Below are 22,315 nucleotides of genomic sequence, written 5' to 3'. Positions count from 1 at the left end.
CCGCGCGCCAAAGCGCCTGTCGGGATGCGGGTGCGGCCATTTCCGCTGTCCGTACCCGGAATTCACTCCCGTGTTCGGCGCTGAACATCAAATTCACGCCGACCGCTGGCGTGTCGCCGGCGTTATAGATAATTTCTAAGAAACGTTCCAGAGTGCCGGCCGGCAAATCGGGACAATTTTTTGCGTTGCGACCAAGGTCGTAAAGGGAAAGTGAAACATCATGCGGCTCGTCGCCGAAGGATTGAGTGCCAAGCGCGGCGAGGATTTGATTTTCCACGATATTTCCTTCGAAATCGCCGGCGGCGAGGCGCTTGTCGTCAAGGGGCCGAACGGCTCCGGCAAGTCGACGCTGCTGCGGGTGCTCGCGGGCCTTCTGCCGGCGGAATCGGGAACGGCGAAACTTCTTGCTGCAGCGCAACCGGTCGAGCGCGTCGGCGAGGCCGCGCATTATCTCGGCCACCGCAATGCGATGAAGCGCGAGCTGACGGTGGAGGAGAACCTTACCTTCTGGAAGGCCTTCTTCGGCGATTTTGCCGGAGGCGAGGGCGTCACCGTCGATGCGGCGGTGGAGGCCGTCGGTCTCGGCGGCATCGCCCACCTGCCGTTCGGCTATCTCTCGGCCGGCCAGCAGCGCCGCATGGCGATGGCCAAGCTGCTCGTCGCCTGGCGGCCGGTCTGGATCCTCGACGAGCCGACGGCGGCGCTGGACGTCGCAGCCGAGGAGATGTTTTCCGGCCTCGTCATGGCGCATCTGGCCCGCGGCGGCCTCGCCATCGCCGCGACGCACCAGCCGCTCGGGCTTGAGGGTGCGCGGGAGCTGCGGCTGGCGGGGTTCGTGTCGGTCGACGCGGGAGGCTGGGCATGATTCCCCTTCTCTTGCGCGATATCAAACTCTCCGTGCGTGCCGGCGGCGGCGCGTTGATCGGTGTCCTCTTCTTCATGACGGTCGTCGCGGTCATTCCCTTCGGCGTCGGGCCGGACCTCAACCTGCTCTCGCGCATCGGCCCGGCGATCCTGTGGATCGGCGCGCTGCTCGCCGCGCTGCTCGGGCTCGACCGGCTGTTCCAGGCCGAGCGTGAGGACGGATCGCTCGATCTTCTCCTGATGCAGGAGACGCCGCTGGTGCTGACGGTGTTCGTCAAGTGCCTGGCGCACTGGATCGCGACCGGCCTGCCGCTCGTTATCGCCTCGCCGCTGCTCGGGCTCTTCATGAATATGGACGAGATTGCGATCGGGGCGACGACGCTGACGCTGCTTGCCGGCACGCCGGCACTCACCTTCATCGGGGCGGCGGGGGCGGGCATTGCCGTGGCGCTGCCGCGCGGCGGCCTGCTCGTGTCGATCCTCGTTCTGCCGCTCGCCATTCCCGTGCTGATCTTCGGCGTCAGCGCGGTCCATGCGGCGATTGAGGACCCGGCGCCCTTCCTGCCGCCCTTCCTCGTCCTCGTCGCGCTCAACCTGTTCTTCGCCGTCATCGGCCCGGTGGCGGCGGCGGCGGCGCTTCGGCTTTCGAGCGACTGACGCGACGAATTGACGGGAATGTGATTGCGGCAGATCAATTGAAGCGGGGGGGCTTCCGCGTTAAAGAACCATCATGAGCGAACCAAGCCTTGCCATCCGCAAATTCAGCGACCTCGCCAACCCGACCCGGTTCCTGGCGCTGGTCGCGATCGTCTGGCCCTATCTTGCCGGGCTGACGCTCTGTCTTTTCGCCGCGGGGCTCTATCTCTCCTTCACCACGACAGGCGACTACCAGCAGGGCGAGACGGTGCGCATCATGTATGTGCATGTGCCGGCGGCCTGGCTTTCCATGATGTGCTATACGGTCATGGCGCTTTCGGCGCTCGGCACGCTCGTCTGGCGCCATCCGCTCGCCGATGTGTCCGCCAAGGCGGCCGCGCCGATCGGCGCCTGCTTCACGCTGGTCGCCCTCATCACCGGCTCGCTCTGGGGCAAGCCCATGTGGGGCACCTGGTGGGTGTGGGACGCGCGGCTCACCTCCGTCTTCGTTCTGTTCCTGATGTATCTCGGGCTGATCGCGCTCAACCGCGCCATGGACGATCCGACGCGGGCGGCCAAGGTGAGCGCTGTGCTCATCCTCGTCGGCTTCGTCAACATCCCGATCATCAAGTTCTCCGTCGAATGGTGGAACACGCTGCACCAGCCGGCCAGCGTCGTGCGGCTCGACGGGCCGACCATCGACCCGGAATTCCTCTGGCCGCTCCTCGTGATGGCGGTCGCCTTCACGTTCCTGTTCTTCACGCTGCACGTCCTTGCCATGCGCAACGAGATCCTGCGACGGCGCATCGCCGTGCTGCGCCGGTATGCCGCCCGCTCCGCCGGCCGCCCGGGAGATGCGGCATGAGCCATGCCTTCTATGTGACGGCATCCTATGTCGCCGCCTTCGCCGTCGTGGCGGTCCTCGTCCTGTGGGTCTGGCTGGACCATCGCGCGCGCCACCGCGAGTTGGCGCAGCTCGAAGCGGCAGGCATCCGCCGCCGTTCGGCGCGCAGCGGGGAAAAGCCATGAGCAGCACCGACGGCAATGCGGGGAGCGGCGGCAAGCGCACGCGCCTCGTCCTTGCGGCGCTTCCCCTGGCGATCTTCGCGGGCATGGCGGCGATCTTCTTCACCATGCTGACCGATCCCAACCGCAACACGTCCGAAATCCCCTCCGCGCTGATCGGCACCAAGGCGCCCTACCGCGACCTGGAGCCGCTGGTCGGGGCGATGAAGGACGGCGCGCAGGTGCCGGCGCTGACGGCCGAGAGCGGCAAGGGCAAGCTGACGCTCGTCAATTTCTGGGCGTCCTGGTGCGTGCCCTGCCGGCAGGAGCATCCGGTCATCCTGGCGCTGTCCAAGGACCCGCGCCTCAATGTCGTCGGCGTCAACTACAAGGACGGAAGCGAGAACGCGCTGCGCTTCCTCGGCGAGCTTGGCAATCCCTTCTCCGCCATCGGCCTCGACCCCGTCGGCAAGATGGCGATCGACTGGGGCGTCTACGGCATCCCGGAATCCTACCTTGTCGGCCCGGACGGGACGATCCTCTACAAGAAGGTCGGCCCCTTCGACGACAGGAGCCTCAAGGACGGGCTTTATCCCGCCATCGAAAAGGCGCTCGGCACGCCGGCGCAGGCCGGCTGAGACAGGCCGCCGACCGGGCCATGGAGCCCGGCCGGAATGGCCATCAGGCGGCGAGGCCCTTCTTTTCCAGCATGGCCTCCGGGCTCGGCAGCTTGCCGCGGAAGGCCTTGTAGGCGTCTTCCGGATCGACCGAGCCGCCGACGGCGTAGATATAGGTCTTCAGCCGCGCGGCCATGGCCGGGTCGAAGGCATCGCCCGTCTCGGTGAAGGCGGCGAAGGCGTCGGCGTCGAGCACCTCCGACCACATGTAGGAATAGTAGCCCGCCGAATAGCCGTCGCCGGAGAAGACGTGCTGGAAATGCGGCGTGGCGTGGCGCATGACGATGGATGCCGGCAGGCCGATCGTTTCCAGCACCTCCTGCTGCACCGCCATCGGGTCCTCGACGGTGCCGCGCGTGTGGAAGGCCATGTCGACGAGGGCGGAGGACGTGAACTCCACCGTCGCGAAACCGGAATTGAAGGTGCGGGCGGCGAGCACCTTGTCGAGCAGCGCCGCGGGCATCGCCTCGCCGGTCTGGTAGTGCACCGCATAGCGCGTCAGGATCTCCGGCACGGTCAGCCAGTGCTCATAGAGCTGCGAGGGCAGTTCGACGAAATCGCGCGCGACGCCGGTGCCCGAGACCGAGGGGTAGGTGACGTCGGAGAGCATGCCGTGCAGGGCATGGCCGAATTCATGGAAGAGCGTGCGCGCATCGTCGAGCGAAAGCAGCGCCGGCTTGCCTTCGGCAGGCTTGGCGAAGTTGCAGACATTGTAGATGATCGGCAGTTCGCCGACCGTGCCGTTCTTGAGCGGCAGGCGGTGCTGGCTCTGGTAGGAGCTCATCCACGCGCCCGAGCGCTTGGAGGCGCGGGCGAAGTAGTCGCCGAGGAACATGGCGACGAGCCGGTCGTCGCGGTCGCGGATCTCGAAGACGCGGACATCGGGGTGATAGACCGGCACGCCGGTCTTCTCGACGGCGCGGATGCCGAACAGCCGCCCGGCGACGTCGAAGCAGGCGTCGATGATCTTTTCCAGTTGCAGATAGGGCTTCAGCTCCGCCTCGGAGAAGCTGAACTTCTTCGCGCGCAGCTTTTCGGCATGATAGCGCCAGTCCCAGGGCATGACCGCATGGTTGTGGCCTTCCTCCGCGGCGAGGGCGGCGAGTTCCGCCTCTTCCTCGCGCGCCCGCGCCACGGCCTTTTCCCAGACCTGCATCAAGAGGCCGTTCACTGCCTCCGGCGTCTTGGCCATGGTGTTGTCGAGTTTCAGCGCGGCGAAATTTTCGTAGCCGAGCAGGCCGGCCTTTTCGGCGCGCAGCGCCAGCGTCTCCCTGACGATGCCGCGATTGTCCGTCTCACCTTTATTCTCGCCCCGCGCCACCCAGGCGCGAAAAGCCTGTTCGCGCAGGTCCCGGCGGGCGGAGAAGGTGAGGAAGGGCTCGATGATCGAGCGCGACAGCGTGACGGCGAAGCGGCCGTCCTCGCCGCGTTCGCGAGCCGCGGCGGCCATGGCGTCCTTCAGGAAGTCCGGCAGGCCGTCGAGCGCATCGCCCTCGTCGAGCAGGAGCGCCCAGTTCTTCTCGTCGGCCAGCACGTTCTGGCCGAATTTCGCGCCGAGCCCGGCCAGCGTCTCGTTGATCGCGGCGAGCCGGTCCTGTTCCGGCTTTGCCAGCCTGGCGCCGGACTTGACGAAGCCCTTCCAGTGCCGCTCCAGCACGCGGGTCTGTTCCAGCGAGAGGTTCAGCGTCTCGCGGGCCTCCCAGAGCGCGTCGATGCGGGCGAAGAGCGCGGCATTGGTGCCGATCTTCGAATAGTGCCGCGACATCTTTGGCGCGATGTCGCGTTCCAGGGCCTGGATCGTGTCGTTGGTGTTGGCGCCGGCCCGGCTCCAGAAGAGCGCGGAAACGCGGGAGAGTTCGTCGCCGGCAATTTCGAGCGCGGCGATCGTGTTGTCGAAGGTCGCGGGCTCCGGATTGCCGGCGATGGCATCGATCTCCGCCTCGTGCGCGGCGAGCGCGGCGGCAAACCCGTCCGCGAAGGCGTCGTCCTTGACGAGATCGAAACGCGGCAGGCCGTTGAGGCCGGTCCACTCGACGAGGGCGGGATCGATGCGCGTTTCGGTCATGGGAGTCTGGTCCTTTCTGGCAAATCAGCGTGCGGCGAATATAGGAATGGAGGGGGGCTTTGGTACAGGGCGGCCGCGCAAAATAGCCGGGAACCGCTGGGCGATCACGGCGTTAGGGCACGAGCGGCGGCCCGCCTCTTGACGCGGAGGGCAACTTCGGTGAAAAGATGGCCATCCGCGGCCTTTGACATCGGGTTGCCGCGGTGAACCTTGGTGCCGGGCCCCTCTGGCGAGAGTTTTTACGGCGCTCTCGTGATGTCGGTACCGCCAGCAATTAGCCGGCGGATTCATACGCACATGAACATCCTGACAATGCCTGACCCGCATGCCCTTTGCGGTATGCGTTTTTCGCTTTCCCGTACCTCCAGCATGGAGGCGCTGTCATGATCGGCAACGGCGAAGGCAAATCCACCCTTTCCTACCTGAAGTGGGCATTCATCTTCACCGCCATCGGCTTGGTGCTCGGCGCCTGGCTCGGCTGGCAGACGACCGGAACGCTTTCCGGCATGGCGACCGTCTTCTTCATCTGCGCCGTGCTTGCGGTGCTGGAGATCTCGCTCTCCTTCGACAACGCCATCGTCAATGCGAACAAGCTCAAGGACATGACGCCGGTGTGGCAGCACCGCTTCCTGACCTGGGGCATCATCATCGCCGTCTTCGGCATGCGCATCGTCTTCCCGCTGCTGATCGTGGTGATCGCGGCCCGCATCGGCCCGTTCGAGGCGATCCTGCTGGCGGCCCGCGAGCCGGCGGAATATGCCCGCATCATGAACGACGCGCATCTGCCGATCGCTGCCTTTGGCGGCACCTTCCTGATGATGGTCGGCCTTACCTACTTCTTCAACCATGAGAAAGACGTGCACTGGATCGGCTTCATCGAGAAGCACATGGCCCGCTCGGCCACCGTCAAGGGCATCGAGATCGCCTTCGTGCTGCTGCTGATCCTGGTCTTCTCGAACCTGCTCGAGGGCGAGGACGCCAATACCTTCGTCTTCTCCGCCATCTACGGCCTCCTGACCTTCCTTGCGGTGGAAGTCGTCGGCGGCTTGCTCGATGCCTCGCAGAAGGCGATGTCGGAAGCGGCCAAGGGCGGCCTCGGCGCCTTCATCTATCTGGAAGTGCTCGATGCCAGCTTCTCCTTCGACGGCGTCATCGGCGCCTTCGCGCTGACGCAGAACCTCTTCATCATCGCGATCGGCCTCGGCATCGGCGCCATGTATGTGCGCTCGATGACGATCATGCTCGTCGACAAGGGCACGCTGGCCGAATACCGCTACCTGGAGCACGGCGCGTTCTACGCGATCCTCATCCTCTCGGTGGTCATGTATTGCCAGACGCTGGTGCACATTCCGGAAGTCATCACCGGCCTTGGCGGCGCGACGCTGATCGGCATCTCGCTCTGGTCGTCGATCCGCTACAACAAGCGGGAACGTGCGCGGGAAATCCATGGCGACCTGCACGGCTCCGACCGCGTGGCGGCCCATCTCGGCGAACGCGCCTGAGGCACCATGGGCCGGCCGTTCCGACGGCCGGCTCCTTCGTCTTCAGAAGAAGACGAAGCCCCGAATACAGAAGGCCCGCCGGTCTTGCGACCAGCGGGCCTTTTTGTTCAAGGAATTCTCTCTACGGCGTCAGACGCGCGGGAAGTCGGCGGGATTGATGCCGAGCGTTCTCAGGTCGCGTTCCTTCGGGCGGCGGTGCCCTTCGACAGCCGCGGCGGCTGCATTGGCAGCGCTCAGTACGGCGAAGGCCCGGCCGAAGAAGCCCTGGGCGAAGGAGTTGCGGAGGGTGGTCATTGGATTGCTCGCTTTCTGTTTTAGCTTACGAGCAGAAGATGATGTCTCGGGCCTCAAAGGACAAGTAACGGAATCTCAGCCCAGCCATGCAACGGACGCAGGCCGGAAATGGGCGTTTCCGGCCTGCGTCTTGTTCGGCCTTGGGAGGGACCGTCGGTAAGGTTCAGTCTTCGTTGGCCGCGAACTGCGAGAGCACTTCGCCCTTGCCGCGGGCGCGCAGGATGAGCGGCACGACGACGGCGAGGATCGCCAGCACGAAGAGTACGGCAGCGATCGGCGACAGGAAGAGCGCGGAGACATCGCCCTGACTGATCGCCAGCGCCCGGCGCAATTGCTGCTCCGCCATCGGCCCGAGGATGAGGCCGACGACGACGGGCGCGATCGGATAGCCGAAGATGCGCATGGCAAAGCCGAGCAGGCCGAAGACGAGCAGCATGCCGAGTTCGAAGACCGACGGGTTGGCGCCGATCGTGCCGAGCGTCGCAAAGAGCAGGATGCCGGCATAGAGCCAGGGTTTCGGGATCGTCAGCAGCTTCACCCAGAGGCCGATCAGCGGCAGGTTTAAGACCAGCAGCATGAAATTGGCGATGAGCAGGCTGGCGATCAGGCCCCAGACGAGCTGCGGATTGGTCGCGAACAGGAGCGGGCCTGGCTGCAGGCCGTATTGCTGGAAGCCGGCGAGCATGATCGCCGCCGTCGCCGTGGTCGGCAGGCCGAGCGAGAGCAGCGGCACGAGCGTGCCGGCGGCGGACGCATTGTTCGCCGCCTCCGGGCCGGCGACGCCCTCGATGGCGCCCTTGCCGAACTCTTCCTTGTGGCTGGAGAACTGCTTTTCCGTCGAATAGGACAGGAAGCTGGCGATATCGGCGCCGCCGGCCGGCATGGCGCCGATCGGGAAGCCGATGAAGGTGCCGCGCAGCCACGGCTTCCAGGAGCGGGCCCAGTCCTGCGCGCTCATCCAGATCGAACCCTTCACCGCCTCGACCTTGTCGGGGATGCGGTCGCCCTGGCAGGCGACGTAGAGCGTCTCGCCGATGGCGAACATGGCGACGGCGAGCGTCGTCACCTCGATGCCGTCGAGCAGGTCCGGAATGCCGAAGGAAAGCCGCGCCTGGCCGGTCTGCTGGTCGATGCCGATGACGGCAAGGCTGAGGCCGACGAAGAGGGCGGTGAGGCCGCGCAACGTCGAATCGCCGAAGGCCGCCGAAACGGTGACGAAGGCGAGCACCATCAGCGCGAAATATTCCCGCGGGCCGAAGGAGAGCGCGAACTTGACCACGAAGGGCGCGATGAAGGCGAGACAGAGCGTGGCGATGAGACCGGCCACGAAGGAGCCGATCGCCGCCGTCGCGAGCGCGGGTCCGCCGCGGCCGGCGCGGGCCATCTTGTTGCCCTCGAGCGCGGTGACGACGGAGGCGCTTTCGCCCGGCGTGTTGAGCAGGATCGAGGTCGTCGAGCCGCCATACATGCCGCCGTAGTAGATGCCGGCGAACATGATGAGGGAGCCGGCCGGATCGAGCTTGTAGGTGACGGGCAGCAGGAGCGCCACGGTGAGGGCCGGGCCGATGCCGGGCAGAACGCCGACGGCGGTGCCGAGCGTCACGCCGATCAGCGCATAGAGCAGGTTCATCGGCTGGGCGGCGATGGTGACGCCCTGCAGCAGGAATTCGAATGTACCCATCGTCAGCTCCTCAGAAGAACAGGTGTTCCAGCGGCCCGGCGGGCAGCGAGAGCTGCAGGAAGCGGCCGAAGATGATGTAGACGACGAAGCTGAAGGCGATGCCGATCGGCAGCGAGATCCACAGCTTGCGCCGGCCGAAGCCGAAGGCGGTCAGGGCGAAGAGCATGCCCGTCGCAATCGAGAAGCCCGCGGTCTTGAGCAGCAGCATCTGCCCGGCAAGGCCCGCCACGATGAAGACGACCGGCTTGACCTCGATCGGCTCGCGCTCCGGGAAGTCGCCGCGCCAGGCTTCGAAAGCCGTCCAGACGGCGAGCAGGGCAAGGCCGATGGCAACGACATGCGGCACGGTGGCGGGGCCGATGCGGGAATAGTTGCTCATCTCCGCAAGGCGTCCGGCATCCCACCAGATCACGGCGGCGATGGCGAAGAGGACGGGGGCGATGACCAGCGCCGCCCGGTCGGGGCGGCGCCTTTCGTTGGAGGGGACCCCGCTCATTTGACGAGCCCGATGTCCTTGAGGATGCTTTCCGTCGCGGCGACGTCCTTTTCGAGCTGCTCCTTGAAGGCATCGCCGGCCAGATAGGTGTTCTGCCAGCCCTTCGTCTTCAGGGTGTCCTGCCAGGCGGCGGAGTTCACGACCTTCTCGATATCGGTGTTGATGGCTGCCACCTGCTCGGCCGAAAGGCCGGGCGCTGCGGCGACCATGCGCCAGTTCTCGACGACGACGTCGAGGCCGCCTTCCTTGATGGTCGGGGCGTCGATGCCGTCCACGCGCTCGGCGCTGGAGATGGCGATCAGGCGCAACGTGCCGGCCTTCACCTGGGCCTCGAACTCGCCATAGCCGGAAATGCCGGCTGTCACCTGGTTGCCGAGGATGGCGGCAAGCGCCTCGCCGCCGCCGGAATAGGCGATGTAGTTGATCCTGGTCGGATCGACGCCGGCGGCCTTGGCGATCAGGCCGGCCGTGATGTGGTCCGTGCCGCCGGCCGAGCCGCCGGCCCAGGAAACGGCGCCCGGATCGGCCTTCAGGGCCGTCACGAGGTCGCCCATGGTCTGGATCGGCGAAGCGGCCGGAACGACGATCGCTTCATATTCGCCGGTGAGGCGGGCGATCGGCGTCACGTCGTTGAGCGTCACCGGCGACTGGTTGGTGAGGATCGCGCCGACCATGACGTAACCGCCGACAATGAGGGCGTTCGGGTTGCCGCTGTTCTGGCTGGCGAACTGGGCAAGGCCGATCGTGCCGCCGGCGCCCGGAACGTTCACCACCTGCACGCTGCCGGAGATCTTCTCGTCCTGCAGGACGGTCTGCAGCGAACGGGCGGTCTGGTCCCAGCCGCCGCCCGGGCCGGCCGGGGCGATGATCGTGTAATCGGCGGCGAGCGCCGGAAGCGCCATGGCGCCGGCGATGAGGGATGCCAGGAAGAAGTGTTTCAAGAGTGTATCCTCCGTCAGGCGCGGCTTTGCGCGCATCGTTGCCTCTGGCGGGAGGATGGGCGGCCGGTGGCGGCGCGAACGGATGTCCGCGGGCGCGATCTCGGCAGAATTCTCCTCCCGGTCTTCCGTCCGCCTCCACGGACGATGAAGAGCCCAAAGGCACCACAGGAAGCTGACATCTACCTGACATTGCGCTGCCGCATGGCCGCGCTTCGCGCTACTGCGTGCGCAGAACCTCGTTCCAGCGGGCGATGAGCCGGGCCCGCTTCACCTGGTCGAGATAGACCATCAGGCCCGGGCTGACAGGTACGGGCTTGAGCTGCGCGCCGAGCAGCGCGCTCATCGTGCGCGCCGTGTTGGTGCCCGACACTTCGGGGCTGACGGCGGCGATCTGCAGTTCGCGGGCCATGATCGTCTGGCCCTCCTTCGACATGAAGAAGGCGAGGTAGCGCCGGCCGAGTTCGGGGGAGGCGGCGGCCTGCGGCACGAGGCCGATGCGCGACATCACGACGGTATAGTCCTTCGGCAGCACGATGCCGACATCGGGATGGCGCGAGGCCCAGTCCGCCGCGTAGGAGCCGAGGATGTTGTAGCCGAGCACGAAACGCCCGTCGGCGACGCGCTCCAGGATGGCCGAGCTGGTGGAATAGAGCTTCACCCCCGCTGCCCCCATGGCCTGGATCACCGTCCAGATGTCGCCGAACTGCTCCTGATCGCGCGCCATGAAGAGGAAGCCGACGCCGGAACGCTCGATGTCGTAGGTGCCGATGCGGCCGTAGACCTTCTCGCCCTGCCGCTTGAGGTAGTCGACGAACTCGGCGCGCGAGGCCGGCGGCTTCTCGTCCTTGAAGCTCGGCTTGTGGTAGACGAAGACGGCGGGCTCGAAGGTCAGCGCATAGGCGGTGTTGCGCCAGTTGGCCCAGGCCGGCCAGCGGTCGCTCATCGGCAGGTCGCTGCGCTGGGCATAGCCGTCATTGCTGAGCTTGACCTGGAGGTCCATCGCCGAGGAGAAGGCGAAATCGGCCGTCTTCTCCCCGGCATCCGTCTCGCGCACGATGCGGTCGTAGACCTCGCCGGTCAGCATCTCGTCATAGCGCAGCGCCACATCCGGATTGGCCTGCTGGAAGCCCTCGATCATCGGCCGGGCGAGCGGTTCGTCCAGCGAGGAATAGACGACGAGCACCGGCGCATCCGCATCGCCGTTGCGGGCCGGGAAGAAGGCCGGCTCGGAAAATGCGGGCAGGGGCGCTGCCAGGAGCGCGAGAAGCATGAGGACAAGACGCATGGGGCGACCTTGCCAAAGCGCGAGGCCGTTCACAAGTGCGCCGCCCGCCGTTAAGTTCACGGCGGGAGGACGAACGGCGTGCGCATTCTGCTGGTCGAGGACAACGAAGCCCTGGCGGATGGCCTGTCCGCCATCCTGAAGGGCACCGGGCATGCGGTGGACGTGGTGCGCGACGGCGCCTCCGCCGATGCCGCCATCGCGTCGGAGAGCTTCGACCTCGTCATCCTCGACCTCACGCTGCCCGAAATGGACGGCCTCGACGTGCTGCGCGCCATGCGGGCGCGCCGGAGCAAGGCGGCCGTCCTGATCCTCACCGCCCGCGGCGCGCCGGAGGAGCGGGTGCGCGGCCTCGACCTCGGCGCCGACGACTACATGATAAAACCCTTCGACATCTCGGAATTCGAGGCGCGCGTGCGCATGCTGCTGCGCCGGCAGGCGGGGCTGCGCTCGGCGGCGATCACCTTCGGCGGCGTCGTGCTGGACCTCAACTCGCGCAGCTTTTCCGCCGACGGCGCGCCGCTCGACATTCCCGCCCGTGAACTCGGCCTGCTCGAAATCCTCTTCATGCGCGCCGGAAAGGTGGTCGCCAAGGAAGCGATCATGCAATCGCTCGCCGCCTTCGACGACGATCTCTCGGCCAATGCCATCGAGCAATATGTCAGCCGGCTCCGCAAGAGGCTGGCGCCGCACGGGCTGACCGTGCGCACCGCCCGCGGCATCGGCTACTATCTCGACAAGGCGCCCGCCGCTTGACGCTCCTTCCGGCCTCATCGCTGCGCCGCCGCCTGCTGCTCTGGCTGCTCGTCTCGACGGCGGTGATCGGCACGGTCGCGCTCGTCGATACCTATCACGAGGCCGTCAAGACGGCGAACGAGGTTTCCGACCGGGTGCTCGCCGGGTCGGCGCTGGCGATTGCCGAGCGGGTCGTGGTGACGGAGAACGGCACGCTCGAGGTGGACATTCCCTATGTCGCCTTGGAAATGCTGACCTCGGCCGCGCAGGACCGGGTCTTCTACCGCGTCGACGGGCCGCCCGGCCAGTTCATCACCGGCTACCAGACCCTGCCGACGATCCCGGAGACGGCGGGCCAGCCGATGGGCTTTGGGGATGCGACCTTCCGCGGCGAGCCGATCCGCATCGCGGTGCTGCAGCGTTCGGCGTCGACCGGCATCAATTCCGTGCCCTTCGCCGTCACCGTCGCCGAGACCACCATCGCCCGCCGCCAGCTGACCCAGACGATCCTGCTGCGGTCGGCGCTGCGCCTTGCCATGATGATCGCGGGGGCCGCCCTCATCGTCTGGATCGCCGTCACCGTGTCGCTCCGGCCGCTCTACAGGCTCAGCGACGCCATTGCCGAACGCAGCCCGAACGACCTGCACCCGATCGAGCAGCGCGTGCCGAGCGAGGTGCAGGGGCTCGTCGATACCGTCAATTCCTTCATGGTGCGCCTGCAATCGGCGCTCGACGCGCTCCGGCATTTTTCCGGCAATGCCAGCCACCAGCTGCGAACGCCGCTCGCCATCATCCGCACCCAGCTCGCGCTGGCGAGCCGCGCCGGCACGCTGGAGGAGGCGCAGGAGGCCGCCCGCAAGGGCGATGCCGCCGTCGCTCATGCCGAGCGTATCCTCGCCCAGCTCCTGCTGATGGCCAAGATCGATGCCGCCGGCTCCAACGAGCCGCAGAAGACGGCGCCGGTCGATATCGCCGCACTCGCCCAGCAGCTCACCGCCGACCGCGTGCCCACGGCCGCCGAGGCCGGCATCGATCTCGGCTTCGAGGGAGAGGGACCTGCCTTCGCCCGCGCCGAGCCGCTGCTTTTCGGCGAGCTCCTGCGCAATCTCCTGGAAAACGCCATCGCCTATGCCGGCAACGGGGCGGAGGTGACGGTTCGCGTGCGCCGCGCCGCGGGTGCCGTGCTTCTCGGCGTGGAGGATAATGGTCCCGGCATTCCGCCCGAACGCCGCGGCCTCGTGCGCCAGCGCTTCTCCCGCGGCGAGCATCGCGATGCGCCGGGCATGGGCCTCGGCCTGCCCATCGTGGAGGAAATCGCCGCCCTGTTCGATGCGACGATGGTGCTGGACAGCGGTGCGGACGGCCGGGGCCTCTGCGTGACGATCCGCTTCCCCGCGGTGGATGGTTAGGACGGCTGCTGTCCGGGAGGGCGCGCCGCCCTCCTGCCCTTCTCTGGCGAAGGGGCGCCGAGCTTGAAGCAGGGCAGCCATGACGGTGCCGAATGGCAGGTCGAGAATGCCGATTATCCTATTGAATTTTCAGCATTCCGGTTATTTTCATTCGGGTGGTGCCCGAAAAATTTGCCGTTTCGCAAGGCAGCCATGCGCCGCAGTCGTGGCTTGGCGGTTGTTCCTTCCGGCAATGCATAGTAAGCTACGCTTACAATAAGCCAGAAAGTGAACATGTCCTCTCGACCCGATCCCGACGCCCTCGGTTTCGTCCTCATCGACGTTGCCCGCATGCTGCGCAGCGCTTTCGAGCGCCGCATCGCCACCGCCGGTCTCGGCCTCACGCCGGGCGAGGCGCGCACCCTTGTGCGCATCGCCACGCTGGAGGGCAGCCGCCAGCTCGACATCGCCCAGCGCATGGGCATCGAGCCGATGACGCTCTCGACCTATCTCGACCGCCTGCAGAGCCTCGGCTTCATCGAGCGCCGTCCCGACCCGGCCGATCGCCGGGCCAAGCTGATCTTCACCACGCCGGCGGCCGGCGCCCTCATCGCCAGTATCCGCACCGAGCAGATCGAGCTGATGGAGCATGTGACGAGCGGCATCGGCCCGGAGGAGCTGGAACTGATCCGCGACCGGCTGAAGCGGCTGCGCGCGAATCTCTGTGCCCTTGAGGAGGATAGCGCCGCTCCGGCGCTCGCAAAGGACGCCGGCCGATGACGACGCCGCGCATGAGCGAGCGCCGCACCAGCGTCATCGCCGCCTTCCTCGTCGCGCTCGGTCCCGTTTCCATGGCGCTCTATACGCCGGCCATGCCGGAGCTTGTGCGCGCCTTCTCCTCGACGGAATCGGCGATCAAGCTGACGCTTTCGCTCTATTTCGCCGGTTTCGCGCTGTCGCAGCTCGTCTCCGGCACCATGTCGGACGTGCTCGGCCGGCGGAAGACCACCCTGATCTTCATGACCGTCTATCTCGCCGGCAGCTTGATGGCGGCCTTCGCGCCGAGCGTCGGCGTGCTCCTGGCCGGCCGTCTCGTGCAGGGCATCGGCGCGTCGGTCGGCATGACCGTCTCGCGCGCCATCGTGCGCGACCAGTTCACGGGCACCGAGGCCGCCCGCATCATGAACATGGTCGGCATGATGCTGGCCGTCGGCCCGGCCGTCTCGCCGACGCTCGGCGGCTTTGCGCTCGGCCTGTTCGGCTGGCAGTCGATCTTCTTCCTGATGGTGGGCTTTGCGCTGGCGGCCTGCGGTGCGGTCTATTTCTTTATGGCCGAGACCACGGTGCGGGATCCGGCGAAGGGCCGCATCGGCCCGATCCTTGCGGGCTACGCAGCGCTTGCCACGAGCCGCCGCTTCGTTTCCGCCACGCTCGTCATGGCCGGCGCGGTCGGGGCGCTCTACGGCCAGGCGACCATGCTGCCCTTCGTCCTGATCGGCACGGTCGGCCTGACGCCGACGGAGTTCGGCGTCGGCATGCTCATGCAGTCGGGTTTCTTCTTCGCCGGCACGGTCTGCGTGCGCCTTCTGATGCGCACGGTCGCGCCCGCCCGGATCGTCCTGCCCGGCCTTTGCTTCATCGGCTTTGCCAGCTTTTTGATCGCGCTCACGTCGCATCTGCTGACGCCGAGCTTCCTCAGCGTCATGGGGCCGGTCGGCATCTACGCCTTCGGCATCGCCTTCGTCATGCCCTATATGATGACGGCCGCCATGGAGCCCTTCCCCGAGATCGCCGGTTCGGCTTCCGCGGCCATGGGCTTCATCCAGATGGGGGCCGGCTTTCTTGCGGGCCTGCTTGCCGCCGCCATCGGCATGCCGCTTTTCGCCTTCGGCACCATCATTCCTGCCATGGGCCTGATGGGGATCCTGTCCTACGCCTGGTATCACGCGATCTGCAGCCGCGATGCGCAGCTTGCCGCCGAGCCGGCGGAATAACGCCTGCCGGAAACGAAAAGGCCCGCTGCCGGGAACGGCAGCGGGCCTCTTGTCTGGTCGCGATCCGGCGATCAGCCGCGGCGCTTGCGGGCAGCGAGCGTGCGCAGGCGCAGCGCGTTCAGCTTGATGAAGCCGGCGGCATCCTTCTGGTCGTAGGCGCCCTGGTCGTCCTCGAAGGTGACCAGCTTGTCGGAATAGAGCGACTTGTCCGATTCGCGGCCGATGACCATGACATTGCCCTTGTAGAGCTTCAGCGTCACTTCGCCCTCGACATGCTCCTGGCTCTTGTCGATGAGGGCCTGCAGCATCTCGCGCTCCGGTGAGAACCAGAAGCCGTAATAGATCAGCTCGGCATAGCGCGGCATCAGCTCGTCCTTGAGATGCGCGGCGCCGCGGTCGAGCGTGATCGATTCGATGGCGCGGTGCGCGGCGAGCAGGATCGTGCCGCCGGGCGTCTCGTAGACGCCGCGCGATTTCATGCCGACGAAGCGGTTTTCCACGAGGTCGAGGCGGCCGATGCCGTTGTCGCGGCCGTAATTGTTGAGGGTCGCCAAAAGCGTCGCCGGCGACATGCGCACGCCGTTGATGGAGACGGCATCGCCGCGCTCGAAGCCGACCTTGATGACGGTCGCCTTGTCCGGTGCGGATTCCGGGGAAATGGTGCGCATATGCACATATTCCGGTGCCTCGACGGCCGGGTCTTCCAGCACCTTGCCCTCGGAAGAGGAGTGCAAGAGGTTCGCGTCGACCGAGAACGGCGCTTCGCCTTTCTTGTCCTTGGCGACCGGGATCTGGTGCTGCTCGGCGAATTCCAGGAGATGCGTGCGGCTCTTGAACGACCAGTCGCGCCAGGGTGCGATGATCTTGATGTCGGGGTTCAGCGCATAGGCGGACAGCTCGAAGCGGACCTGGTCGTTGCCCTTGCCGGTCGCGCCGTGGGCGATGGCGTCGGCGCCGGTCTTGGCGGCGATCTCGATGAGATGTTTGGAGATCAGCGGGCGGGCGATCGAGGTGCCGAGCAGGTAGACGCCCTCGTAGACGGCATTGGCGCGGAACATCGGGAAGACGAAATCGCGCACGAATTCCTCGCGCACGTCCTCGATGAAGATCTCCTTGATGCCGAGCATCTCGGCCTTCTTGCGCGCCGGCTCCAGCTCTTCGCCCTGGCCGAGATCGGCGGTGAAGGTCACGACTTCCGCGCCAAGTTCGGTCTGGAGCCATTTCAGGATGATCGAGGTGTCGAGGCCGCCCGAATAGGCCAGCACGACTTTCTTCACGTCTTTGTGTGATGCCATGGTGATGAGGTCCGTTGCATGGAGGGACGCGGCAAACCCGCGAAAGCCCGGTGTCGCGGCACTTTTAGCGAGATTGGCGCGTGACGCAAGGGCGCGTGCCGCCGCATGGCGGCGCGCGGGCGGATTTGACCCTGTCGGCATAGACCCCATATCTTCCCGAGTGGACCATGGAAGGGGATGATCCCATGACGAACGTTCAAGACATTCTCAAGGAATCCAATGTCGCCGTCATCACCGGCGGGGCCGCCGGCATCGGCCTTGCCGCCGCAAAACGTTTCGCCGAGGCCGGCATGTGCGTTGCCATCGCGGACCGCAATGTCGACCGGCTGGGCGAAGCCCGCGTCGAGCTCGAAACCATCGCCGGCGAGGCGAATGTCATGGCCGTGGAGACGGACGTCGCGCACCGGCATGAGCTGGAGGCGCTGGAGCGCGCCGTGCTGCAACGCTTCGGGCGCGTGCATGTGCTGATGAACAATGCCGGCATCCAGCCGGACACCTCCATCTTCAGCGCCGAGGCGAACTGGGACCATATCCTCGCCGTCAACCTGATGGGTGTCATCCACGGCACGCAGGTCTTCGGCCCGAACATGCTGGCCCATGGCGAACCGGGTCTCATCATCAATACCGGCTCCAAGCAGGGCATCACCACGCCGCCCGGCAACCCCGCCTACAATGTCTCCAAGGCCGGCGTGAAGGTCTTCACCGAGGCGCTCCAGCACGAATTGCGCAACACGGCGGGGGCACGGCTCTCGGCCCATCTCCTGATCCCCGGCTTCGTCTTCACCGAGCTGACGAAGGGCGAGCGGACGGAAAAGCCGGATGCCGCCTGGACGCCGGCCCAGACCGTCGATTTCATGATGCAGAGCCTGGAGCGCGGCGATTTCTACATCCTGTGCCCGGACAACGACGTGCCGCGCGCGCTTGACGAGCGCCGCATGGCCTGGGCGGTCGGCGATGTCATCGAGAACCGCCCGCCGCTGTCGCGCTGGCACAAGGACTATGCCGAAAAGTTCCGCGCCTTCGTCGAAGGCGCCTGATGCCGGCGAGCCTTGCCCAGGCATCCCGACAGGGCGACGGGTGAGGGGACAAAGGATTGCCGTTACAGCCGATCATAGACTTTGATTGGCGTTTTCCGGAAAGCCGGATTAGAGGTTTTTCACCTCCTCCGGCTTTCAGGGCTTCGCCATGGACTTCCTGCCCACGCTTCCGACGCTTCTCGCCTTCACGGCCGCGAGCCTGCTGCTCGCGATGACGCCCGGTCCCGACATGACGCTGTCGATCAGCCGTGCGCTCTCGCAGGGGCGCGGGCCGGCGCTCTATGTGGTGGCCGGCACCAGCCTCGGCATCGTGGTGCACACGCTGCTGGTCGCCTTCGGCATCTCCGCCCTCATCACGGCCTCGCCGACCGCCTTCCTGATGCTGAAGACCGGTGGCGCCGCCTATCTCCTGTGGCTGGCCATCCAGGCGATCCGCTACGGCTCCAGCCTCTCCGTCAAGGCGACGGCGGGGCCGCGCGGGACGGCGCTTGCCAATATTTCCAGCGGCTTCTGGGTGAACCTGCTCAATCCGAAGGTCATCATCTTCTTCATGACCTTCCTGCCGCAGTTCATCAGCGCGGGCGATCCCGATGTCACCGGCAAGCTGATTTTCCTCGGCCTGTTCTTCATTGTCGTCGGCATACCCGTGAACATCCTGGTGATCCTCGCCGCCGACAAGCTGGCATCCTGGCTCCAGCGGAACCCCAGGGTGCTGCGCGGCATCGACTATACCTTTGCCGGCGTCTTCTCCGTCTTCGCGGCGAAGATCCTGTTCACGCAGGCGCGCTGAGCGGGGTCACACCCGGTAGCGGTAGTGACCGGTGAGGGGATAGGCGAAGAGCACGTCCTCCAGCCGCGCCCCGGCACCGATATTGTGCACGAGGAGGGGGCGCGCGCCGTCGGCACTGCGGTCGTCCGCCACGATGCCGATATGCGGCAGGTTGCCCGGCAGCATCTGCGAGACGATGTCGCCCGGCCGGTAGTCCGCGCTATCCCTGCTGGCCGGCAGGGCGGCACCCGCCCGCTTCAGGAAGGTCTGCAGGTTCGGTACGCGGCGATGGTCGATGTTGCGGTCGGTGCGCTTCAGGCCCCAGAGCGCCGGATAGGCGGAAAAGGCCTTGCGCATGTCCTCGTGCACGAGGACCTGGAGATCGATGGCAAGGCCGTCGCGATAGGCGCGCACGATGACATCGGTGCACACGCCCCGCTCCCGCGGCACGTCGCCGCCGGGATAGTCCAGCCGGGAATAGGCGGGATCATAGGTCAGCGTGACGCCGATCTGCCGCCGCGCCGCGACCACGAGTTTTTGCGCGCCGTCTTCGGCCGGTTGTGCCCGCAAGCCCGCCGGCAAAACGAGGGCGGCCCCCGAGACCAGGCCGCCTGCAAGCAGCGTGCGACGAAACAGCATGGGCGCCTCCTTCTCCAAGGCGGCACGCTGCGCAGGGAATCGGGCGCTTTGTTGGCACCTCAGCCGATCAGCAGCGCGTCGTCGTCCAGCGTCTGGCCACGCATCTTGCGGAACATGGCGATCAGGTCCTCGACCTGCAGCGTCTTGCGGCTGTCGCCAGCGACGTCGAGAACGATCTCGCCGCCGTGCAGCATGACGGTGCGGTGGCCGTAGTCCAGCGCCTGGCGCATGGAATGCGTCACCATCAGCGTCGTCAGCCTGCGCTCGGAGACGATCTTCTGCGTGAGGGTCATGATGAACTCGGCCATGCCGGGATCGAGCGCCGCGGTGTGCTCGTCGAGCAGCAGCACGTCGGAGCCGGCGAGCGTCGCCATGACGAGCGAGACGGCCTGGCGCTGGCCGCCGGAGAGCAGGTCCATCCGGTCGCGCATGCGGTTTTCGAGGCCGAGGTTCAGTTCGGCGATGCGCTCGCGGAAAAGTGTACGGCGCTGGGGGCCGAGGGCGGAGGCAAGGCCGCGCCGTTCGCCGCGGCGGGCGGCGAGCGCAAGGTTCTCCTCGATGGAAAGCGCGCCGCAACTGCCCGTCAGCGGGTCCTGGAAGACGCGGGCGACGCGGCCTGCGCGGGCGGCGGTGCCCTGGCGGGTCACGTCCGTCGTGCCGATCTTGACCTGGCCTTCGGTGGCGATGACATCGCCGGCGAGAACACCGAGCAGCGTCGACTTGCCGGCGCCGTTCGAGCCGATGACGGTGACGAACTGGCCTTCCTCGATGGTGAGGCTGACGCCGTTCAGCGCCTGCTTCTGCAGTGGTGTGCCCTTGCCGAAGACGACCTTGATATCGGAAACGGAGATCATCAGGCGGCTCCCCCGCGGCGAAGGCGCGGCAGGACGAGCGCTACGGTGACGAGCAGGGCCGTCACGAAATTGAGGTCGGAGGCCTGGAGGCCGAGCACGTCGGAGGAGAGCGCGAGCTGGATGGCGATGCGGTAGAGGATCGAGCCGAGCACGCAGCCGATCAGCGCGATGAGGATGCCCCTGGCACCGAACAGCGTCTCGCCGATGATGACGGCGGCAAGGCCGACCACGATGGTGCCGACGCCCGAGGTGACATCTGCAAAGCCGTTCGTCTGGGCAAAGAGCGCACCGCCGAGTGCGACGAGCGCATTGGAGAGCGCGATGCCGAGATAGATCTGGCGGTTGGTGTCGACGCCCTGCGCGCGGGCCATGCGGGCATTCGCCCCCGTCGCGCGCATCGAGAGGCCGGCATCGCTTTCCAGGAAGCGCCAGACGACCACGACCGCGACGACGACCAGGATGCCGACGAAGAGCGGGCGGACGTAGAAATCGCGCAGCCCATGGCCGAAGAACGGGCTGATCATCGTGTCGGCATTGATCAGCGCGACGTTCGGCTTGCCCATGACGCGCAGGTTGACCGAGAAGAGCGCGATCATGGTCAGGATCGAGGCGAGCAGGTTGAGGATGCGGAAGCGCACGTTCAGCATCGCCGTGACGAGGCCGGCAATGGCGCCGGCCACCATGGCGACCGCGGCGGCGATCCACGGGTTGACGCCTGCGATGATCAGCACGGCTGCGACGGCCGCGCCGAGCGGAAACGAGCCGTCCACCGTGAGATCCGGAAAATCCAGCACGCGGAAGGCAAGGTAGACGCCGATCGCGACGAAGGCATAGACCAGCCCCAGTTCGACGGCACCCCAGAAGGCAATCAGGCTCACGGTTTCGGCTTTCTCTTTGTCACCCGTTCCGCATTTTCCGCGGGAAGGGCCTTCTTAACAGATCAACCGCTGCCGGGCGATCCGGCAGCGGTTGATTCCGATTGGAAATGTCCGGGAAACCCGGGCTTATTCGATCACGCGGGTCGCGCGGCCGACGACGGCTTCCGGAAGCGTGACGCCCATCTTGGCGGCAGCACCCTTGTTGACGACGAGGTCGGTGCCGGCGGCAACCTTCACGGCGATGTCGCCCGGGTTCTCGCCCTTGAGGATGCGCACGACGACTTCGCCGGTCTGTCGGCCGACGTCCTTGTAGTTGAAGCCGAGCGCCGCGATGGCGCCGCGCGAGACGGAATCCGTGTCGGCGGTGAAGAGCGGCAGCTTTGCCTCCTCGGCAACGGCGACCGCGCCTTCCAGCGCGGAGATGATCGTGTTGTCCGTCGGGATGTAGATCGCATCGGCGCGGCCGACGAGCGCGCGGGCGGCACCCTGGACTTCGGCGGACTTGGTGGCGGCGGATTCGACGACGGTCAGGCCGGCCTTCTCGGCCTCTTCCTTCAAGACGGCGAGCAGCGACACCGAATTCGCCTCACCCGAATTGTAGAGGTAGCCGATCGTTTTGGCTTCGGGCAGGATTTCCTTGATCAGCGCCAGGTGCTCGGCGACCGGCGACATGTCGGACAGGCCGGTGACATTGCCGCCGGGCTTGTCCATGTCCTTGACGAGCTGTGCGCCGAGCGGGTCGGAGACGGCCGTGAAGACGACCGGGATGTCCTTCGTCGCGGAAACCACGGCCTGGGCGGACGGCGTGGAGATCGGCACGATGACGCTGGGGTCCTCACCGGCGAACTGGCGGGCGATCTGCGCGGCCGTCGCGGGGTTGCCCTGCGCCGATTCGTAGAGGAACTTCAGGTTCTCGCCTTCCTTGTAGCCGGCGGCCTCCAGCGCTTCCTTCACGCCGTCACGGGCGGCGTCGAGGGCCGGATGTTCGACGATGGCGGTCACGGCAACCGTGACGTCCTCGGCCTTGGCCGGCAGCGAAATCGCGAGCGTGGCCGCGAAAGCGAGCAGAAGGTGGCGCATGGATGGTCTCCCTAGAATGATTTTAGGCTGGTTCTAGGCAAAACGTGCCTTCAAATCAATTCTCGGAATCGACTGCTTCAATCACAATTCATGATGGGATGGGTGCGGCAAAGTGCCGAACAAGGGGCATTGTCCGCGCCCGCCCCTCGGAGAAGCGTCTCGCACGGGGAGGATGGCCGGCAGGCATTGCCCACCCACTTCGT

Annotated in this window: 24 protein-coding genes; 13 read left to right on the top strand and 11 right to left on the bottom strand. The window is 66.4% G+C overall.

Features of this window, described 5'->3' with window-relative positions; translation table 11 throughout:
- Positions 1-220 precede the first annotated feature (220 nt).
- From ccmA to shn_RS19470, 5 genes are all read left to right on the top strand, one after another.
- Entirely contained in the window at positions 221-865 is a 645-nt protein-coding gene (gene ccmA / locus shn_RS19490; RefSeq protein ID WP_064331897.1) for a heme ABC exporter ATP-binding protein CcmA, read from the top strand.
- Entirely contained in the window at positions 862-1,521 is a 660-nt protein-coding gene (gene ccmB, locus shn_RS19485) for a heme exporter protein CcmB (protein WP_064331896.1), read from the top strand. Before ccmA ends, ccmB begins: the two co-directional genes overlap by 4 nt.
- 73 nt (positions 1,522-1,594) lie before the next feature.
- Positions 1,595-2,365 (top strand): heme ABC transporter permease, encoded by a 771-nt coding sequence (locus tag shn_RS19480; RefSeq protein WP_064331895.1) that lies wholly within the window; start codon positions 1,595-1,597, stop codon positions 2,363-2,365.
- Positions 2,362-2,529 carry a heme exporter protein CcmD gene (gene ccmD, locus shn_RS19475; RefSeq protein WP_064331894.1) on the top strand — a complete coding sequence of 56 codons (168 nt, stop codon included), beginning with the start codon at positions 2,362-2,364 and terminating at the stop codon, positions 2,527-2,529. The genes shn_RS19480 and ccmD overlap by 4 nt, the downstream gene beginning before the upstream one ends.
- Positions 2,526-3,143 (top strand): DsbE family thiol:disulfide interchange protein, encoded by a 618-nt coding sequence (locus shn_RS19470; protein ID WP_064331893.1) that lies wholly within the window; start codon positions 2,526-2,528, stop codon positions 3,141-3,143. Before ccmD ends, shn_RS19470 begins: the two co-directional genes overlap by 4 nt.
- 43 nt (positions 3,144-3,186) lie before the next feature.
- Here shn_RS19470 and shn_RS19465 read toward each other — a convergent pair whose 3' ends face one another.
- On the bottom strand, positions 3,187-5,247 hold the full coding sequence (locus shn_RS19465) for a M3 family metallopeptidase (protein ID WP_064331892.1): 2,061 nt from the start codon (positions 5,245-5,247) through the stop codon (positions 3,187-3,189).
- A 383-nt stretch (positions 5,248-5,630) separates the two neighbouring features.
- Between shn_RS19465 and shn_RS19460 the strand changes: the two genes are divergently transcribed.
- Positions 5,631-6,749 (top strand): DUF475 domain-containing protein, encoded by a 1,119-nt coding sequence (locus shn_RS19460; protein WP_064331891.1) that lies wholly within the window; start codon positions 5,631-5,633, stop codon positions 6,747-6,749.
- A gap of 129 nt (positions 6,750-6,878) precedes the next feature.
- Here the strand turns inward: shn_RS19460 and shn_RS36475 are convergent, their stop codons facing one another.
- From shn_RS36475 to shn_RS19440, 5 genes are all read right to left on the bottom strand, one after another.
- Positions 6,879-7,043 (bottom strand): hypothetical protein, encoded by a 165-nt coding sequence (locus shn_RS36475; RefSeq protein ID WP_024270181.1) that lies wholly within the window; start codon positions 7,041-7,043, stop codon positions 6,879-6,881.
- Positions 7,044-7,206: 163 nt separating this feature from the next.
- On the bottom strand, positions 7,207-8,724 hold the full coding sequence (locus shn_RS19455) for a tripartite tricarboxylate transporter permease (protein ID WP_064331890.1): 1,518 nt from the start codon (positions 8,722-8,724) through the stop codon (positions 7,207-7,209).
- A 10-nt stretch (positions 8,725-8,734) separates the two neighbouring features.
- Positions 8,735-9,220, bottom strand: a complete 486-nt coding sequence (locus tag shn_RS19450; protein WP_064331889.1) for a tripartite tricarboxylate transporter TctB family protein — start codon at positions 9,218-9,220, stop codon at positions 8,735-8,737.
- Positions 9,217-10,161 (bottom strand): tripartite tricarboxylate transporter substrate binding protein, encoded by a 945-nt coding sequence (locus shn_RS19445; protein ID WP_064332705.1) that lies wholly within the window; start codon positions 10,159-10,161, stop codon positions 9,217-9,219. The genes shn_RS19450 and shn_RS19445 overlap by 4 nt, the downstream gene beginning before the upstream one ends.
- Before the next feature lie 217 nt (positions 10,162-10,378).
- Positions 10,379-11,446, bottom strand: coding sequence for an ABC transporter substrate-binding protein (locus tag shn_RS19440; protein ID WP_064331888.1), 1,068 nt, complete (start codon positions 11,444-11,446; stop codon positions 10,379-10,381).
- A 78-nt stretch (positions 11,447-11,524) separates the two neighbouring features.
- On the opposite strand from shn_RS19440, the gene shn_RS19435 reads away from it, so the two are divergent.
- From shn_RS19435 to shn_RS19420, 5 genes are all read left to right on the top strand, one after another.
- Positions 11,525-12,199 carry a response regulator transcription factor gene (locus shn_RS19435; RefSeq protein ID WP_064331887.1) on the top strand — a complete coding sequence of 225 codons (675 nt, stop codon included), beginning with the start codon at positions 11,525-11,527 and terminating at the stop codon, positions 12,197-12,199.
- Positions 12,196-13,587: a sensor histidine kinase gene (locus shn_RS19430; RefSeq protein WP_064331886.1), complete on the top strand. Its 1,392-nt coding sequence runs from the start codon at positions 12,196-12,198 to the stop codon at positions 13,585-13,587. The genes shn_RS19435 and shn_RS19430 overlap by 4 nt, the downstream gene beginning before the upstream one ends.
- 63 nt (positions 13,588-13,650) lie before the next feature.
- A complete protein-coding gene (locus shn_RS36470) occupies positions 13,651-13,827 on the top strand; it encodes a hypothetical protein (RefSeq protein ID WP_168168931.1) in 177 nt (58 codons plus the stop codon).
- Between the two features lie 33 nt (positions 13,828-13,860).
- Positions 13,861-14,346 (top strand): MarR family winged helix-turn-helix transcriptional regulator, encoded by a 486-nt coding sequence (locus tag shn_RS19425; RefSeq protein ID WP_064331885.1) that lies wholly within the window; start codon positions 13,861-13,863, stop codon positions 14,344-14,346.
- Positions 14,343-15,560: a multidrug effflux MFS transporter gene (locus shn_RS19420; protein ID WP_064331884.1), complete on the top strand. Its 1,218-nt coding sequence runs from the start codon at positions 14,343-14,345 to the stop codon at positions 15,558-15,560. The genes shn_RS19425 and shn_RS19420 overlap by 4 nt, the downstream gene beginning before the upstream one ends.
- A 71-nt stretch (positions 15,561-15,631) precedes the next feature.
- On the opposite strand, the gene shn_RS19415 is transcribed toward shn_RS19420, so the two are convergent.
- The gene (locus tag shn_RS19415) at positions 15,632-16,855 is read right to left on the bottom strand and encodes an argininosuccinate synthase (protein WP_064331883.1); all 1,224 of its coding nucleotides are present in this window, start codon (positions 16,853-16,855) and stop codon (positions 15,632-15,634) included.
- 185 nt (positions 16,856-17,040) lie between these two features.
- Between shn_RS19415 and shn_RS19410 the strand changes: the two genes are divergently transcribed.
- Positions 17,041-17,892 (top strand): SDR family NAD(P)-dependent oxidoreductase, encoded by an 852-nt coding sequence (locus shn_RS19410; RefSeq protein ID WP_064331882.1) that lies wholly within the window; start codon positions 17,041-17,043, stop codon positions 17,890-17,892.
- A 148-nt stretch (positions 17,893-18,040) separates the two neighbouring features.
- A complete protein-coding gene (locus shn_RS19405; protein WP_064331881.1) occupies positions 18,041-18,682 on the top strand; it encodes a LysE family translocator in 642 nt (213 codons plus the stop codon).
- 6 nt (positions 18,683-18,688) lie between these two features.
- Here the strand turns inward: shn_RS19405 and shn_RS19400 are convergent, their stop codons facing one another.
- The 4 genes from shn_RS19400 to shn_RS19385 all read right to left on the bottom strand — a co-directional run bounded on the left by shn_RS19400 (position 18,689) and on the right by shn_RS19385 (position 22,112).
- A complete protein-coding gene (locus tag shn_RS19400) occupies positions 18,689-19,300 on the bottom strand; it encodes a DUF1287 domain-containing protein (protein WP_064331880.1) in 612 nt (203 codons plus the stop codon).
- 59 nt (positions 19,301-19,359) lie between these two features.
- Entirely contained in the window at positions 19,360-20,154 is a 795-nt protein-coding gene (locus shn_RS19395) for an ABC transporter ATP-binding protein (protein ID WP_064331879.1), read from the bottom strand.
- Complete coding sequence (locus tag shn_RS19390; protein WP_064331878.1) at positions 20,154-21,032, bottom strand: ABC transporter permease; 879 nt, start codon at positions 21,030-21,032, stop codon at positions 20,154-20,156. The genes shn_RS19395 and shn_RS19390 overlap by 1 nt, the downstream gene beginning before the upstream one ends.
- 126 nt (positions 21,033-21,158) lie before the next feature.
- A complete protein-coding gene (locus shn_RS19385; RefSeq protein ID WP_064331877.1) occupies positions 21,159-22,112 on the bottom strand; it encodes an ABC transporter substrate-binding protein in 954 nt (317 codons plus the stop codon).
- Positions 22,113-22,315: the final 203 nt, after the last annotated feature.

Origin of the sequence: Shinella sp. HZN7, from assembly GCF_001652565.1 — a bacterium.
Lineage (GTDB): Bacteria > Pseudomonadota > Alphaproteobacteria > Rhizobiales > Rhizobiaceae > Shinella > Shinella granuli.
Note: the sequence above shows the minus strand (reverse complement) of the source record. Positions and strands in the feature narration are given on the sequence as shown.

Bases quoted from the DNA above. Each gene is read 5' to 3' on its own strand.
- shn_RS19440 (WP_064331888.1), bottom strand. From the start codon at position 11,446: ATGCGTCTTGTCCTCATGCTTCTCGCGCTCCTGGCAGCGCCCCTGCCC.
- shn_RS19455 (WP_064331890.1), bottom strand. From the start codon at position 8,724: ATGGGTACATTCGAATTCCTGCTGCAGGGCGTCACCATCGCCGCCCAG.
- ccmA (WP_064331897.1), top strand. From the start codon at position 221: ATGCGGCTCGTCGCCGAAGGATTGAGTGCCAAGCGCGGCGAGGATTTG.
- ccmD (WP_064331894.1), top strand. From the start codon at position 2,362: ATGAGCCATGCCTTCTATGTGACGGCATCCTATGTCGCCGCCTTCGCC.
- shn_RS19395 (WP_064331879.1), bottom strand. From the start codon at position 20,154: ATGATCTCCGTTTCCGATATCAAGGTCGTCTTCGGCAAGGGCACACCA.
- shn_RS36475 (WP_024270181.1), bottom strand. From the start codon at position 7,043: ATGACCACCCTCCGCAACTCCTTCGCCCAGGGCTTCTTCGGCCGGGCC.
- shn_RS19465 (WP_064331892.1), bottom strand. From the start codon at position 5,247: ATGACCGAAACGCGCATCGATCCCGCCCTCGTCGAGTGGACCGGCCTC.
- shn_RS19385 (WP_064331877.1), bottom strand. From the start codon at position 22,112: ATGCGCCACCTTCTGCTCGCTTTCGCGGCCACGCTCGCGATTTCGCTG.
- ccmB (WP_064331896.1), top strand. From the start codon at position 862: ATGATTCCCCTTCTCTTGCGCGATATCAAACTCTCCGTGCGTGCCGGC.
- shn_RS19460 (WP_064331891.1), top strand. From the start codon at position 5,631: ATGATCGGCAACGGCGAAGGCAAATCCACCCTTTCCTACCTGAAGTGG.
- shn_RS19450 (WP_064331889.1), bottom strand. From the start codon at position 9,220: ATGAGCGGGGTCCCCTCCAACGAAAGGCGCCGCCCCGACCGGGCGGCG.
- shn_RS19470 (WP_064331893.1), top strand. From the start codon at position 2,526: ATGAGCAGCACCGACGGCAATGCGGGGAGCGGCGGCAAGCGCACGCGC.
- shn_RS19415 (WP_064331883.1), bottom strand. From the start codon at position 16,855: ATGGCATCACACAAAGACGTGAAGAAAGTCGTGCTGGCCTATTCGGGC.
- shn_RS19400 (WP_064331880.1), bottom strand. From the start codon at position 19,300: ATGCTGTTTCGTCGCACGCTGCTTGCAGGCGGCCTGGTCTCGGGGGCC.
- shn_RS19410 (WP_064331882.1), top strand. From the start codon at position 17,041: ATGACGAACGTTCAAGACATTCTCAAGGAATCCAATGTCGCCGTCATC.
- shn_RS19480 (WP_064331895.1), top strand. From the start codon at position 1,595: ATGAGCGAACCAAGCCTTGCCATCCGCAAATTCAGCGACCTCGCCAAC.
- shn_RS19425 (WP_064331885.1), top strand. From the start codon at position 13,861: ATGTCCTCTCGACCCGATCCCGACGCCCTCGGTTTCGTCCTCATCGAC.
- shn_RS19420 (WP_064331884.1), top strand. From the start codon at position 14,343: ATGACGACGCCGCGCATGAGCGAGCGCCGCACCAGCGTCATCGCCGCC.
- shn_RS19405 (WP_064331881.1), top strand. From the start codon at position 18,041: ATGGACTTCCTGCCCACGCTTCCGACGCTTCTCGCCTTCACGGCCGCG.